The sequence below is a fragment of the Prevotella heparinolytica genome, from assembly GCF_004342845.1.
In the GTDB taxonomy this organism is placed as follows: Bacteria; Bacteroidota; Bacteroidia; order Bacteroidales; family Bacteroidaceae; genus Bacteroides; species Bacteroides heparinolyticus.
This window is the reverse complement of record NZ_SLXB01000005.1, coordinates 139,565-155,048: the sequence shown is the minus strand read 5'-3', so window position 1 is coordinate 155,048 and position 15,484 is coordinate 139,565. Positions and strand designations below refer to the sequence as shown.

The following is a 15,484-nucleotide window of genomic DNA, read 5'->3' as shown; positions in this document are numbered from 1 at the left end:
CCGAGGAAAGGGTTGTCTTGTTTTGCTCGTAAAGGTCACGATAGACCATCTCAAAGAACGTCTCGGAGCGGCGGGCGTTGGCGTCCGAGAGAGTGCTGCGTCTGGGAACTGTTTCCAAACCGATGTGTCCGAGTTTACGCACTTCAGCCTGCATGGAAGCCTCTATCTCACGCAGGGAGTCGAAACGCATAATGACTGCATAAAGCATTGTGAGCAGATGATGCCAACCGTCGAACGATTTTACATAGCGTTCACCACCCTGGGTGCGACTCATTTGAACAATTTTATCACGATCAAGCGATTTTATCAACTGACCATACACCGGCTGTCCGAAGAAATGTGTACTTTTACCCATGGTTATACTTTTTTGTTTTGCAGCTCAAAGATAACCAAAAGGGCTGATACTTCACTCACGAAGTACCAGCCCTAAATCTTATACACTAGAAAATGTTTTAGCGGACAGCAATGGTTCCGATATGTCGAATTCGGAAGGGGCGTTTATTTATACTGCGCCCAGTCCACGTTCCTCATATCTCCGCTTTTGGCCAGTTCGGCATGCATTGCCAGTGCGGCACGCAGGGCATGAGGCGTTTGCGCTTTCCCGTCGGTCAGTTTCAGGTAATCCCAAAGGATGCTCTTGTAGTCGGGGTGAACGCAGTTCTCGATGATGGCTTGTGCACGTTCTTTCGGACTCTTGCCACGGAGGTCGGCCACACCTTGTTCGGTGATGATGATGTTGACGTCGTGCTCCGAGTGGTCGGCATGCGAAACCATTGGCACGATGGCGCTGATTTTGCCTTCCTTGGCTACGGACGGGCAGGTGAAGATGGAGATGTAGGCATTGCGTGTGAAGTCGCCCGAACCTCCGATACCGTTCATCATCTTCGTGCCGCTGATGTGGGTGGAGTTCACGTTTCCGTAAAGGTCGGCTTCGATGGCGGTGTTGATGGAGATAATTCCCAGGCGACGCACCACTTCGGGGCTGTTAGATATCTCCGACGGACGGAGAACCAACTTGTCGCGGAAGAAGTCCATATCATTGTATATGCCTTCCAGGCAGTCGTTGGTCACGGTCAGCGAACAGGCGCTGCCGAACTTCAAACGGCCTTCGCGAATCAGTCCGATAACGGAGTTCTGAATAACCTCCGTGTACATCTCGAAGGCGGGGATGGTCTTGTCCCTTCCCAATGCACCCAGCACGGCGTTGGCAATGTTGCCCACACCCGATTGCAAGGGCAGGAAGGTGGAGGGAATGATTCCGCGTTTCATGTCGGCAGCCAGAAAGTCGGCCACGTTCTGTCCGATTTTATCCGTCAGCGGGTCGGCGTCGGCAAAGCCACGTGCTTCGTCGGGCCAGTTGGTCTCTACCACGCCGACAATCTTTTCGGGGTCAACCTGAATATAAGGCAGTCCGATGCGGTCGCTCGGCTTGTAGATGGGTATTTCGCGGCGATAGGGAGGGTCGAGCGGTTCGTAAACGTCGTGCAGCCCCATGGCATTTTTGCTGTGGGCGGCATTCAGTTCCACGATAATCCGGTCGGCCAACCGGCATACGGTAGGGGCGATGCCGCCGGCGGCTGTCAGGTAGATTTTGCCGTCGGGTGTCACTTCGCAGGCTTCGATGATGGCGATGTCCACTTTGCCCATGAAGCCGTAGCGTACTTCTTGTGCCATTTGCGAGAGGTGTATGTCGTTGTAGGCTATCTCGCCGTTGTTCACGGCTTTGCGGAAGTCGGCATTGGTGGTGTAGGGAGCGCGGTAGCGGATGGCTTTGGCACGTGCCAGAACGCCGTCGCAAGAGTCTCCCGTGGAAGCACCGGTAAAGATGCCTATTTGGAAGGGATTCCCTTTTGCATGTTCTTCTTCTGCTATTTTTGCTAATTCTGCCGTAACGGCTTTGGCTGTTCCTGCGGGTGTGAATCCGCTCAAGCCGATGTTGTAGCCATGTTTGATGAGGCTTGCAGCTTCTGCTGCCGAAATGTAATTAAGTGCCATAATATAACTGTTATTTTTCGTGTAAAGATTTTCAAGGATTTTCCGGCAGGTTTCATGCCGGTCGGTTCTGAGTCACCTCAATAGCCCTTTGTTTGCTGTTCAGTATTTCCGTTGGAGTATTTCTGACCAGACGAATGCTTTTCTGGCTTCTTCTACCGAATGGATGCCGAAGTCGGAAGTGTCGTCGCAGTCCTGTGGGTCTGATATCGGGGGAGGGGAGGCATTGATGGAAGAGGGCGACGAAGCAGAAGTTTTTGATTGGAACGGCTGCTTTTTGTGGCGTGGCTGCTTGTTGGGTTTTGCAGACGGCCGGTGCATGAATTCCGGTTCTGTTTCGGGTTCCTCGGGGATAAAGTCTCTGTCGGTATCTTCGTTCTGATATTCGGGCAACGGGAAGTTTGCCTCGGGCATAGGCATGGCAGGTTTCTTGTCAGCGTTCTTTTGAGCCTCTTTCTTGAACTGCTTGACGATTCCGATTACAATGACAGACATAACTAACAGGAATTTGAAGAAATCTTCCATATTGCTCTTTTATTTTCCCCAAAGATAATGCAAACCGAAAGTAGAACAAACGAATCCGGCTATTTTTTAGCTGTGAAGTGCAATTTATCTTTGCTTTCGGCGGATGTAATCATTAAAAAGAGGCAGTTTGAAAAGTCCGGTTAGCTATTTGGCATTTCCTTGATCGGCCTCCCTTGAGGTGTGGGCTGATGCTTTCTGAAGTGCGGGCTTGTCTTTCCTAAAGTGCGGGCATACGTCTCATCAAGTGTGGGGTTGCGGTTCCTAAAGTGTGGGCATAATCTTGCTAAAGTTGTGGGCTGGGACTACTACCCAAGAGCGGATAAATAAAAAGGAGAGCTTCACAGCTCCCCTTTTTTTAACCTAAACCTTAACTATGAAAAAATCTAATGTTTCTTTCATTCCACAAATTTGTGAATAATATCTTTTAATACCAAATTGAAAGTAGAAAAGTTTGTGTAATTAACACTAATTAAAAACGCTGAATAGATGATGGTTTAATGCCGGTTTGAGGAAAAATGTGTGTGACAAGGAGTAAACTTGTTCTCTGCCTGAATCAATTTCTGTTCGCGCCGTGCGTACGGATATCCGCACGGCTTGAACGGACTTTCGCGAAGCAAAGTGGAGCGAATCGCATAATAAAATGAAAAGCGTTTCTTTATTTTCGGGGAAGGACGTATCTTTGCACACTCTTTTGTGCTTGAAAATCTGTCTGTTCGAGCCACGAAAGAAGCAGTTTGCAAATCAATAACGATAAAGACAAGTATGGAAAAAGTAACGGGAGCAGACTTTAAATCTGCAACTGCCGATGAAAACAAGAAATTGTTTATCGAAACCTATGGCTGCCAGATGAATGTGGCAGACAGTGAAGTAATCGCGTCCATCATGCAGATGGCGGGCTATTCCGTGGCCGAGACGCTGGAAGAGGCCGATGCCGTGTTTATGAACACCTGCTCCATACGCGACAATGCGGAGCAGAAAATCCTGAACCGGCTGGAGTTTTTCCATTCGCTCAGAAAGAAGAGGCGAGGGCTGATAGTCGGCGTGCTGGGTTGTATGGCCGAGCGTGTGAAAGACGACCTCATCACCAACCACCACGTCGATTTGGTGGTAGGCCCCGACGCCTACCTTACCCTGCCGGAGCTGATTGCGGCGGTAGAGGCCGGCGAGAAAGCGATGAACGTGCAGCTTTCTACCACCGAAACCTACCGGGACGTCATTCCTTCGCGCATCTGCGGAAACCATATCTCCGGTTTCGTATCCATTATGCGCGGCTGTAACAACTTCTGCACCTATTGCATTGTGCCCTACACCCGCGGGCGCGAGCGCAGCCGCGACGTGGAGAGCATCCTCAACGAAGTGGCCGATCTCGTGGCGAAAGGATATAAGGAAGTCACCCTGCTGGGGCAGAACGTCAACTCCTACCGTTTTGAAAGACCCGACGGAACGGTGGTGGGCTTCCCTGCGTTGCTTCGCATCGTGGCCGAGGCCGCGCCGGGGGTGCGTGTACGTTTCACCACCTCGCATCCCAAGGACATGAGCGACGAAACCTTGCAGGTCATTGCCGATATGCCCAACGTGTGCAGACACATACACCTGCCGGTGCAAAGCGGTAGCAGCCGCATCCTGAAACTGATGAACCGCAAATATACCCGTGAGTGGTATTCGGAGCGTGTGGCCGCCATCCGTCGCATCATCCCCGATTGCGGTTTGTCTACCGACATCTTCTCTGGTTTCCATTCCGAAACGGAGGAAGACCACCGGCTTTCTCTCTCGCTTATGGAAGAGTGCGGATACGATGCAGCCTTTATGTTCAAATATTCCGAGCGTCCCGGCACGTATGCCAGCAAGCACCTGCCCGACGATGTGCCCGAAGAGGTGAAAGTTCGTCGTCTGAACGAAATCATCGCTCTTCAGAACCGTCTTTCAGCCGAAGCCAATGCCCGTTGTGTGGGTCAGACCTACGAAGTGCTGGCAGAGGGTGTGAGCAAGCGCAGCCGCGACCAACTGTTCGGGCGTACGGAGCAGAACCGTGTAGTGGTCTTCGACCGTGGCAAGCACCGGATAGGAGACTTCGTGATGGTGAAAATCACGGAATCCAGTTCGGCTACGCTGAAGGGGGAAGAGGTTTTTGCCGGGAACGGATGACAGAACCGATTCTTAAGCACTATTTTTTTTTGATGCAGACGACGCATAGGCATCATTTACAGAAAGAACACAGAGGAACGGAATTTCTTGTTTATGACAAGCATAAAATTCCGTGGCTCTGTGTTCAAATCTTATCTCGGAAAGGAATTCCAAGCTTCGTTCCTTCCTGATATCCGGTTCCGCTTCACTCTACCGGCGGTACTTCCGTGATGCTTCCATACCGGTGATACTCAAACGTGATGCTTTGTTCCTTGAGGTAATGAAGCAGTTCCACACGTCCGTTCTTCACCGGAGGAGCTGTGGCGACATACATGTTCATAGCGGAAACTTCTTTATAGAAATCATCCGGAATATCCGAGCTGCAAGTGCGTATGCGGTAATAATTGTCCAACGAATCGTAGAAGCTCTTTAAGTCTTCCTTCTTTAGCGGGCATCCGGTCGAGGCCAGCGCTGCCGTGCGGTCGTCATCCTCACCGAAGCTGATGACGAGCGGAGTATGGCAGGTTTGGGCGGCAAAGGCAATCATCTTTGCCTCTTCATTGCTGTCGCCGGGGAATAGGCGGAGTACCATGCGTTCCACCGGAAGATAGCGGAGCACATTCTGTTCGCCGTAGAGGTTGTTGATGTCGCGGGCATGGGCAAACTCTTTCGCGAAAGCTTCCGCATAGCTCTTCCGGTAGTCGGTATTGCTGTCGGGTTTGTCCGTTATCTTCACGAAACTGCTGCAATAGTTCGGGCCGCCGGCTTTCAGTCCGCCGCCGATGGCAGAGAACTTCATGCCGCCGAAAGGCTGACGGTTCACAATGGCTCCCGTAATGCCTCGGTTGATGTAAAGGTTGCCTGCACACATGGTGTTTTTCCACAATGCCTGCTCGTTCTCGTCGAGGCTTTGCAAACCGGAGGTCAGACCATATTCAAGGTTGTTGATGGACCGAATGGCCTCTTGCAGGTTGTCGAAGCAGACTACGCTCAGCACCGGAGCGAAGATTTCCGTCCCGAACGAGTAACTCTTCGGGGTCACTCCCCATTTCACCGTCGGGGCAAGGATATATTTCTTTTTGTCGATGAAGCGGGGCGGTACGAGCCACGATTCTCCCGGCTCCAGTTCCAAGGCTTTATACAACTTGTCGTTCTCATTGGTAATCATCGGCCCTACCACGTTTCCGGGATTCCATACGCTGCCCACCTTCATGCTGGTGGCGGCGTCTTTCAGTTTGTCTTGGAAATTCTTGTCCTCATACACCGAGCGTTCTACCAGCAACAAGGAGCAGGCGGAACATTTCTGTCCGGCATTGCCGAAGGCGGAAGTGACAATGTTCATAATGGCATGGTCGCGGTCGCCGGAAGCAGTGAGGATGATGGCATTCTTGCCTCCCGTTTCGGCCGAAAGCGGCTTGGCGGGCGCATTCTTGAGAATCTTCTCTGCGGTTTCGAGCCCACCCGTCAGGATGATGTGCTTGATGGCGGGAGCGGTGGTGAGCACATTCAAGGCTTCGCGGTCTGTGATGACAACCTGCAAGGCTTCTTTCGGCACACCGGCATCCCAGAAGGCTTTGGCAAACATCCATGCCACAGGAGCGGCCACGGTGGCGGGTTTCAGTATCACCGTGTTGCCGCCTGCCAGCGCGGCCACGATTCCGCCGATGGGAATGGCGCAGGGGAAGTTCCAAGGCGAAATGACGAGTATGACCCCTTTCGGTGTAATATCTACGTCGGCCAGTGCGGCAAAAGGCTTCATGGAGGTGGTGTAGAAGCGGGCGTAGTCTACGCCTTCGGACACTTCCACGTCTCCTTCGACTACGGTCTTGCCGGTCACGGCACACATGCAGCCTATCAGGTCGCCACGCATCTCGGCCAGACGGTTGGCGGCATCATACATGATGCGGTGCCGTTGCTCCAGTGTGGTGTTGCGCCAGCCTGCCGGGTCTTTCTCGGCTATGTCGATAATCTGCTTTACCTGTTCGCTGTTGGCTTGCGACATTTCGCAAACGCACACCTCGTCATCCTGACAACGGTCCATGTACCGATGGCGCTTTTCGCACACCACCGTCTCGGCACCTATCTGAAGAGGTATGATTTCGGGTGTATCGTCGGGCGACTTCTTCCATTTGGCAAAGATGTTCCGCACCCATTCCTGATTTTGGAGCAGATCGAAATCCGTGTCCGGTTCGTTCTTCATCGTATCGGAAGGCGGAACAGGCGCATAGGCTTTCAGGCGGTTTTGTGTGCGCGTGGGCATGTGGGTGAGGGTATCTTTCATGCGGTATGCGTCTTCAAACTGCTTTTGCAGGAAGTTCCATGTATCGGTTCCCGGTTTCAGGTTGAAGGAATGGGTCAGGAAGTTATCGGGAGCGGTGTTCTCGTCCATACGGCGCACCAGATAGGAGACGGCATTCAGGAAGTGCTCGTCCTTCACCACGGGGGCGTAGAGTATGACATGGTTGCCAAGTATGGACTGTGCCCGCCATACATGGTCGGCCATTCCTTCCAGCATTTCGAATGTCATGTATTCCGAACTTCCCGACTTCCGGCTGAGCAGGTAGGCGTATGCGATGGTGAACAAGTTGTGTGAGGCCACTCCTAAATGGATCGCTTTGGCGTTTTCGGGTTGCAGGGCACGCTCCAGCAGGTGCAGGTAGTTGGCATCCACCTCCGTCTTGCTGGTACGTATCGGGTTGGGCCAGCCGCGCAAAGAGGAGACGACGGTCTCCATTTCGAGGTTGCAGCCCTTCACCAGACGCATCTTCAACGGCGCGCCACCCTCTGCCGCACGTGCTTTGGCAAACTCCAGCAGTTCGGTCTGGAAGTCGTAGGCATCGGGCAGATAAGCTTGTACGACGATACCTGCCGAATAGTTCTTGAATTCGGGTTTGCCGAGTACCTCCTTGAAGAGCCTGAGGGTGAAGTGCGCGTCTTTGTATTCTTCCATGTCGAGGTTGACGAACTTGAAACGCTTCACCCCGTTTTCGTCCGTATAAGGAAATTCCATTGCCTTCCGGTAGAGTGCGGACATACGGTTTACCAGTTCGGGGAAGCTTTCTTCATAGTTCAGCGCATGGGTCTGCGCATAAATGCCGGATATCTTGACGGAAATATAGTTGATGTCGGGTGCTTCCAATGCTTCCAGATAGTGGTTGTAGCGGTGGTCGGCCTCTCCGTTGCCCAATACTACCTCGCCCAGCAGGTTGACGTTCTGCCCTATCTTCTGCTTGAACCGTTCGGCCAGATGTTCCGTCAACTTGGGCCGCGCTTCGTCCAAGATGACTTTGGAAGTATCCATGCGAAGGCGCTTCTTTATAATAGGTATGGCAATGAAGTCGAAATGATGCCCGAAGGTTTGGTACATCTTGAAGAGGAAAGCGTCTCGTTTATTCAGGAATTGAGGGATGCCGTAGCGGTCTATCAACGTTTTGATGCGTGCCGCCAGTTTCTTGCGGTCGCGTATTTGCGACGATTCGTCCAGCATTTTCACCAAAAAGCGTTTGTCTTGCGGACGTTGCACCATGACGGCGTATTTATGCTGTTCCTTACGCTCTTCGTCGGTAATGGTTTGTTCGCACGTGTCATAAAGCTTCAGTACCCATTCTTGTACTTCGGCTATGGTTGGTCTGGTGGTATCCATATTGTTTCCAATGTTTCATGAGGATATGTCAAGACACCGATATTTCTTCTTTTAGGCGCGGGTTTCGCAAGAACCATGTTTATGATACACGTGGCCCATGCCTGATTCATGATGCAAAGGCTTTTAAGTCTGACACATTCTCATTGGTTTTTTTGTTAATGAAGTCATATCTCTTATGGGGTATAGCATAGTGAGGAAATGCCTGGACTCAGATGTCTGTTCTTTTTTTTGGGGGGGGGGGAGAATCCGCCGTGGCATACCTTTAGTAATAGGAGGGAGGGCTGAACATCACCGCACGATACCTGTGCAAGGTCTGGAGGGCCTGCTGGGAAAATCGGTCGAAGAGATGTTCCTGATTCATAAGTATGAATGATAAAAAGTGAACAATGTGATGCAAATATACATTATTTCTTTTATTATCAAAGAAAAACGGCCTTTTTTATTGGAAAATATAAAAATCCCCTTCACTTTTGCCTTTCGGGGCTTGGTGAAGGGGATAAAATAATGAACAAAAAAGTATTATTGTGATGAAGGCTTATTTTACCTCCCATGTATCGTTTGTCATCAGTAGCTCTTCAAAGTTGTGATACTTCTTCTTGGAAGATACTTCTTCTATTTGTTCGTGAACGGCGTCGTTGTAGGTAGGTGCTTCCACATCACGGATTATGCCGAGAGCGACCGGGAAGTCGGGGCCTTCCATCAAGGCAAGTTTCAGTTGCAGGGTGTTGTCCATGCAGTGGGCGTCGTGAACGAGAATGTCCTTTTCCGTGATGCCGTTTTCGCCGAGCTTTACAACTTTCAGGCCGAATCCTTCCTGCATCAGGCCATATTCATTGTTCTCTCCGAAAAGCATCGGTTTGCCGTGTTCCAGATAGATGGCGTTTTTGGCGCGGCCCTCTTTCTTGTAAACATTGTCGTAGGTATTGTCGTTGAAGATGACGCAATGTTGCAGAATCTCGCAGACGGAAGCTCCCTTGTGGGCGATAGCTGCTTTCAGGATTTCTGTGGTTCCGGAGGCGTCGGTGGCTACCGCGCGGGCAAAGAAGCGACCACGGGCACCGAAACAGAGTTCCGCCGGATGGAACGGGTCTTCTACCGTGCCGTAGGGAGATGATTTGCTGACGAAACCGCGTGGAGAAGTCGGCGAGTATTGTCCTTTCGTCAAGCCGTAGATGCGGTTGTTCAGCAGAATCATGTTCAGATCGATGTTACGGCGTACGGCGTGTATGAAGTGGTTGCCACCGATGGCCAATCCGTCGCCGTCACCTGAAATCTGCCATACGGTCAGGTTGGGGTTGGCCACTTTGGCGCCGGTCGAGATGGCGGCGGCACGCCCGTGGATTGTCTGCATCGCATACGTATTCATGTAGTAGGGCAAACGGCTGGAGCAGCCGATGCCTGAGATGACGGCGCTCTCCCAAGGAGCTATGCCGATTTCTGCCATTGCTTTGTGCAGTGAAGCCAGAAAGAAGTGGTCACCGCAACCCGGACACCAACGGGGTTGTCCTTTCTTGAAGTCTTTTGCTGTATATTCGCACATGATGTTTTTCTTTTAGTCGTTATCAATTATCTTATTGAAAGCTTCTACCAACTCGGCCACGACAAACGGTTGTCCTTTGACCTCGTTGAACCGGTACGGCGTGAAGTTGTCTATCTTCATGCGCAGATAGCCTGCGAATTGCCCGAAGTTTTGTTCGGCAACTACCACTTTTTTATACTTCTTCAATACAGCTTCCGTATTCTTGGGCAACGGATTCAGATAGGTGAAGTGGGCGAGGGCTGTCTTTCTGCCTGCCTTGTTCATCTCTTCCATGGCCGAATACAAATGGCCGTATGTGCCGCCGAAGCCAACTATCAGCAGGTCGGCGTCATCGACGCAACCTAACACTTCTACATCGGGTACGGGTATTTTGGCAACCTTCTCTGCACGCAGGCGGCACATCAGGTTGTGGTTGTCCGGGTCGGTGGAGATGGCGCCGGTGTTGCTGTCCTTTTCCAGACCGCCGAGGATGTGCATATACCCCTCTTGTCCGGGAACTGCCCAGTAGCGTACACCCGTTTCCGGATTACGCTTGTATGGAGTATAGTTGTCTTTCATCTCCGGAGTGACGTAAGGCGGATTGATGGCGGGATAGTCTGCCAGCTTGGGCAACTTCCATGCACCGGAGCCGTTGGCAACAAAGCCATCGGTCAGTAATACCACCGGTGTCATGTGTTCCAACGCAATTTTGCAGGCCATGTAAGCGGCGTCGAAGCAACCGGTGGGCGAAGCGGCGGCAATGACGGGCATCGGGCTTTCGCCGTTGCGGCCGAACAGGGCTTGTAACAAGTCGGTCTGTTCCGACTTGGTGGGCAGACCGGTGGAAGGGCCTCCGCGTTGCACGTCGAGCACCACGAGCGGTAATTCCGTGATGACAGCCAGATTCATGGCTTCCGACTTGAGGCAGACGCCGGGACCGGAAGTGGAAGTGACGGCCAACGCACCGGCAAAGGAGGCGCCGATGGCAGTGGCGCAACCCGAGATTTCGTCTTCGCACTGCACGGTCATCACACCCAGCGATTTGTGTTTTGAAAGCTCGTGCAGCACGTCGGTGGCAGGAGTGATGGGGTAAGAACCGAGGAACAGTTTCATGCCTGCTTTTTCGGCAGCGGCAATGAAACCGTAGGCCGTGGCCTTGTTTCCCGTGATGTCCATGTATCGGCCGGGCACGGTGGCCTTGCTTTCTATTTTATAAGTATGGGCTACGGAAGCATGTGTGTTGTGACCGTAGTCATATCCTGCATGAATGACCTTGATGTTTGCTTCGGCAATTTCGGGTTTCTTGCCAAATTTCTCGCGGATGAAGTCTTCGGCAATCTTCAGGTCGCGGTTGAACAGCCAGCATACCAATCCCACCGCGAACATGTTGCGGCATTTCAGTATGGATTTGTTGTCCATCCCGGTGTCGGCCAGACAGTCTTTCACCATCTGCGAGATGGGAGCGGCAATCACGTCTTGCTTGATTCCCATTTCTTCAATGGGATTGTCGGTCTTAAAAGCTGCTTTCTCCAGATCTCCTTTCTGGAAGGCGTCTGTATCTATGATGATGCAGGCTGTGGGCTTAGCAAACTTGTACTGCGTTTTCAGGGCGGCTGCGTTCATTGCCACCAATACATCGCATTTATCTCCCGGAGTATAGACCTTGCCTGCACCGATGTGTACCTGAAAGCCTGAAACACCGGTAAGTGAGCCTTGCGGGGCGCGGATATCTGCCGGATAGTCGGGGAATGTGCTGATGTCATTTCCCACCGTAGCCGAAACTGTTGAAAAGATGTTGCCGGCGAGCTGCATACCGTCGCCGGAGTCTCCGGAGAAGCGGACTACCACTTGCTCCAGTTCTTTGACCATCATGTCGTTTGCCATACTTACGATTTTCTAAAGGTTATTTTTAGAGGTTATTGTTCTTTTACACACTTGGCAAATTTCGTAAAGTTAATTGGATTAACAAAACTTTTTTCGGAAAATCGGCAAAATACATTATCTTTGTACCCGCAATCTTGTTGTTCAAGCTACAACAGAGACAAGCCCTTGTAGTTCAACGGATAGAACAAGCGTTTCCTAAACGTTAAATAGCAGTTCGATTCTGCTCAGGGGTACAAAATCAGGCCTATTCGTAGCGGGATAGGCTTTTTTTGTTCCTGCAAGAACAGCGATGAAGTAGGTCTTTTCCTGCAAAAGTCCTACAATAGTTCTACAATAATGCACGCATCTCTCCCACTATCTGATATGCCGACCTATCCGATGGAGCATCCGAAAGGAAGTCCGGCGTTTTGCATGATGCTTTGATATTCTTTTCTTTTTACAAATGAATCAAGGCTTCGGCACGGCCGTTTTCTCCGACACCGAGTAAGGCACCGTTCCTCGGTGTCGAAGGCATGGTTCCTCGGTGGGGAACGACCCGTTCCTCGGTGCCGAAGAAATACCCCACCCGAAACATCTTCTCGGCGGGGTGCGGCAATCGGTAAGGCTTTTTGATTAAATATTGACATGTGCGGCGTGTGAACAAGCATTCGAGCGCCGTGGGCGAAGTGCCGGAAATAAAAGGGGACGGGCTTCGCAAGTTGGGCATGTGCAGGCAAATCAGCGGGAAGAAGGGGAGTGATGGCGCATCGGCGAGAACAGCCGAAAGCCGGGAAGCCTCTTATTTGAACATCGGCTGTGCAAACCATCGCTTGAACATTCATGTCACCGCTACATAAATTCCGAAAGCGGAGATAAATCCGACGATGGAGTCAATCAGATAATGTGCTTGAATATACACCGTAGCCCCACAGAGTAGCAGGTAGAAAGGCAACAGGTAGGTAAACAGGCGTCTGCTTCCGCGCCAAGCCATAATCATCAGGATGGTAGACATCCCCACATGCGAGCTGGGAAAAGCCGCCGTAGGGCGTTCGCCCACTTGCTGGGACTCCTCGACCAGATTATAGAAGAAGCCGTGCTCATAGCCGGGACCCGGAAGAAGTTCCTGATGATGGTGGAAGTAGTTGCCAATAGAGGGGAAGATGCCTTGAGCCACATTGCTGTTGCCAATGGCAGGAAAGTAGAACTGCGGGCCGGCAACGGGTACGAATATATAAATAAGGTAATAGATGAAGAAAGCGGTTACCACTACGAACGAAACTTTCTCGAACAAGTCGTACCGGTAGAAGAAATACCACATTATCACCACCAATATCATCGGATAATAGAAAAAGTAGCCCATGTTGAATGGCTCACTTACCCACATTTGCGGCAAATAAGCACTGAACCATACGGCAGGTTGTCCGCCGAACAGCCATTGCTCGGTCGAAGCAAACACATGGTCAAGATTGGGAAAGATGCGATTGAACTCGAATGTGTCGGGATACCAATAGGATAGCAGTGACATCTGGATGGCTATGCGCACGAAAGCCGAGAATTTGCAAGGCGCCAATCTGTAAAGATACATCAACAGGAACGTCATGGCTGCAATGACGATACGGTCGATGAGCATTCTGCCCGGATGATCCATTTCCTGAAAAAGAAACAGTATCAGAATAGAAGTCAACAAGTTGTATATCAGTGTTATCTTCTCGACCGCAAACAACCCTTTACGGGTTTCTACCTTTTTAAATAAATCTAAAGCCATCCTTTTTCTTTATACCAGGCGATTGTCTCTTTCACTCCCCGTTCCAAGTCATATTCAGGATTATATCCCAGTTCTTCGATGGCGGGAGTGATGTCGCACTGCCAGTTGCGTTGTTTCATTATTCTATACTTGTCCGGGTTGAGCGTGCTGGTGGTTTTTCGTCGCTTTGCCCAAAAATCGGCCAGCAAAGATACTAACTTTAACACAATTAACGGACACTTGAAGCGAATAACAAACGGGTTACCCAATTCTTTCCGTATCAGGTCCGAAAAAACGCGGCTTCGATATACCTTTCCGTCGGTCAGGAAATACCCCCGGCGCACCACCTTCTTTTCTATGCCGAGAAAGACGGCCTGCACAATATCCTTGACATATACGAACGTCAAATCCTGCCGATGGAAACCTACGGAGAAGTCCATGTGCTGTTTGATGGATTTGGCCATGAGGAAGTAATCTTTCTCGCGCGGACCGTAAACGCCCGTAGGACGATAAATGACGTAAGGGAATCCCGGAATGCTCTGCAAATAAAGCTCTGCTTTCAGTTTGCTGAACCCGTAGTCTGTATTGGGGCAAGGAGTGTCGTGTTCTGAAATGGGGTCGTATGTCTGTTCGCGAACAGGGCCGAATACGCTCAGCGTACTGACGAAGATAAACTGTTTGGGTATCATGTTCAGTTCCCTCAACATATCTACGAAATATTTGGTTTGCAGATAGTTTACGTGGTCGAACTCATTATTGTTAGCGCATTTGGTGACACCGGCACAATGAACGATGTAGTCGAACTTGTTGTAAGTTCCTTTATGCCCCGACAGTTGGGCGCGAAGTTCGTTGGGGTGTGCAAAATCCAGTTCGAGGATATGTATCTTGCGGTCGTGCAGATATTCGCGGCTGCTGGATGAGCGTATGCCCGCCCACACACCGAACTTGCGTCTCAACGCTTCTTCCACGATGAAACTGCCGATAAACCCACTTGCTCCGGTTACTAAGATGCTTTCCATACTACTTCTTTGGTTCAACGTGTATATTTATCAATGTACCTTTGCCAAACAGCTCCTTCAGCTTGTTCTCCACTTTAGTTGCTGTTTTATGAGCTTCCTCCAGCGAAATTTGTCCGTCCATGCGCACATGCACTTCAATGGCACAATAGCTGCCGATACGTCGCGTGCGAAGGTGATGAGGCGAGGTCACGCCGGGGAAAGAAAGGATGGTCTCCAATATCTTCTCCTCCACTTCGGAGGGCAATGACTTCTCCAGTAGTTCGTCCACGCAAGGAATGAGTAATCCTACCGCCACTTTCATGATGAAAAAGCTTACAATCACTGCTGCGGCAGGGTCGAGTATCCGCCATTGGTCGCCCAAGAGGATGGCTCCCCCAATACCCAAAGCCGTGCCTATGGACGAAAACGCATCGCTCCGGTGGTGCCATGCATTGGCTATGACGGCTTGCGAATTCAGCTTTCGTCCTTTGAATGCGGTATATTGATAAAGTATTTCCTTGAATATGATAGAGGCTATGGCGCCCATCAGCGCTATCCTGCCCGGTTCCTGCAAGGTCTCACCTTGAAAGAAACGGTAGATGGACGAGGCTCCGTTCCAAAAAATGCCGAAACCCACGAATACGAGGAAAATACCGATAATGGCCGTTGCCAATGTTTCATACTTGCCATGGCCGTAATCGTGTCCTTCGTCTTCGGGCTTTGCGGATAGGCGTACAAAGAGTATTACGATAATGTCCGTGATAAAATCAGACAGCGAATGGACGGCATCTGCCAGCATGGCAGCACTATGGCCTGCAATGCCGGCAAAGAACTTAAAGACAAGCAGCAGAAAGTTCACGATACTCCCCACTATCGTCACCCGGTAGATTTCTCTTTCGCGCATTGTACTTTCGGTGTCTAAAGTCTGCATTTCCATTTTTCCCATAGGTAAATTATTGCAAAGATAGAATATTATTTATTTAAGAACTTCCGTTCGGGCATTATTTTCAGCATGATACCAAGTTTTTGAAGCATTTTGAACTGTCGAAAACAAAAATTTGTTTACTTTGCAAAAG

Annotated in this window: 12 protein-coding genes and 1 tRNA gene; 3 read left to right on the top strand and 10 right to left on the bottom strand. The window is 50.7% G+C overall.

What is annotated here, in order from left to right:
* The 3 genes from EV202_RS04505 to EV202_RS04495 form a co-directional block, all read right to left on the bottom strand.
* Positions 1 to 355: DUF4372 domain-containing protein (locus EV202_RS04505; RefSeq protein ID WP_131925743.1), on the bottom strand; the 355-nt coding region annotated here is incomplete at its 3' end.
* 143 nt (positions 356 to 498) lie between these two features.
* Complete coding sequence (locus EV202_RS04500) at positions 499 to 1,995, bottom strand: acetyl-CoA hydrolase/transferase family protein (RefSeq protein WP_131925741.1); 1,497 nt, start codon at positions 1,993 to 1,995, stop codon at positions 499 to 501.
* 99 nt (positions 1,996 to 2,094) lie between these two features.
* A complete protein-coding gene (locus EV202_RS04495) occupies positions 2,095 to 2,517 on the bottom strand; it encodes a hypothetical protein (protein WP_131751970.1) in 423 nt (140 codons plus the stop codon).
* Positions 2,518 to 3,279: 762 nt separating this feature from the next.
* On the opposite strand from EV202_RS04495, the gene miaB reads away from it, so the two are divergent.
* A complete protein-coding gene (miaB, locus tag EV202_RS04490) occupies positions 3,280 to 4,662 on the top strand; it encodes a tRNA (N6-isopentenyl adenosine(37)-C2)-methylthiotransferase MiaB (protein ID WP_131925739.1) in 1,383 nt (460 codons plus the stop codon).
* A gap of 184 nt (positions 4,663 to 4,846) precedes the next feature.
* Here the strand turns inward: miaB and EV202_RS04485 are convergent, their stop codons facing one another.
* The 3 genes from EV202_RS04485 to EV202_RS04475 all read right to left on the bottom strand — a co-directional run bounded on the left by EV202_RS04485 (position 4,847) and on the right by EV202_RS04475 (position 11,687).
* Entirely contained in the window at positions 4,847 to 8,284 is a 3,438-nt protein-coding gene (locus EV202_RS04485) for a bifunctional proline dehydrogenase/L-glutamate gamma-semialdehyde dehydrogenase (protein ID WP_165899392.1), read from the bottom strand.
* Between the two features lie 535 nt (positions 8,285 to 8,819).
* Complete coding sequence (locus EV202_RS04480) at positions 8,820 to 9,824, bottom strand: 2-oxoacid:ferredoxin oxidoreductase subunit beta (protein WP_106069472.1); 1,005 nt, start codon at positions 9,822 to 9,824, stop codon at positions 8,820 to 8,822.
* 12 nt (positions 9,825 to 9,836) lie between these two features.
* On the bottom strand, positions 9,837 to 11,687 hold the full coding sequence (locus EV202_RS04475; protein WP_131925737.1) for a 2-oxoacid:acceptor oxidoreductase subunit alpha: 1,851 nt from the start codon (positions 11,685 to 11,687) through the stop codon (positions 9,837 to 9,839).
* Positions 11,688 to 11,848: 161 nt separating this feature from the next.
* Between EV202_RS04475 and EV202_RS04470 the strand changes: the two genes are divergently transcribed.
* Positions 11,849 to 11,920: transfer RNA gene (locus EV202_RS04470), tRNA-Arg, on the top strand.
* Between the two features lie 203 nt (positions 11,921 to 12,123).
* Here the strand turns inward: EV202_RS04470 and EV202_RS15020 are convergent.
* On the bottom strand, positions 12,124 to 12,282 hold the full coding sequence (locus EV202_RS15020; RefSeq protein WP_165899391.1) for a hypothetical protein: 159 nt from the start codon (positions 12,280 to 12,282) through the stop codon (positions 12,124 to 12,126).
* Positions 12,283 to 12,322: 40 nt separating this feature from the next.
* On the opposite strand from EV202_RS15020, the gene EV202_RS04465 reads away from it, so the two are divergent.
* The gene (locus EV202_RS04465) at positions 12,323 to 12,523 is read left to right on the top strand and encodes a hypothetical protein (protein ID WP_131925735.1); all 201 of its coding nucleotides are present in this window, start codon (positions 12,323 to 12,325) and stop codon (positions 12,521 to 12,523) included.
* Here the strand turns inward: EV202_RS04465 and EV202_RS04460 are convergent.
* From EV202_RS04460 to EV202_RS04450, 3 genes are read right to left on the bottom strand one after another with little or no spacing between them, the layout of a single operon-like run.
* Positions 12,505 to 13,431, bottom strand: a complete 927-nt coding sequence (locus EV202_RS04460) for a phosphatase PAP2 family protein (RefSeq protein ID WP_131925734.1) — start codon at positions 13,429 to 13,431, stop codon at positions 12,505 to 12,507. The genes EV202_RS04465 and EV202_RS04460 overlap by 19 nt on opposite strands.
* Positions 13,422 to 14,429, bottom strand: a complete 1,008-nt coding sequence (locus EV202_RS04455; RefSeq protein WP_131925732.1) for an NAD-dependent epimerase/dehydratase family protein — start codon at positions 14,427 to 14,429, stop codon at positions 13,422 to 13,424. Before EV202_RS04455 ends, EV202_RS04460 begins: the two co-directional genes overlap by 10 nt.
* 1 nt (position 14,430) lies before the next feature.
* Positions 14,431 to 15,345, bottom strand: a complete 915-nt coding sequence (locus EV202_RS04450) for a cation diffusion facilitator family transporter (protein ID WP_131925752.1) — start codon at positions 15,343 to 15,345, stop codon at positions 14,431 to 14,433.
* Positions 15,346 to 15,484: the final 139 nt, after the last annotated feature.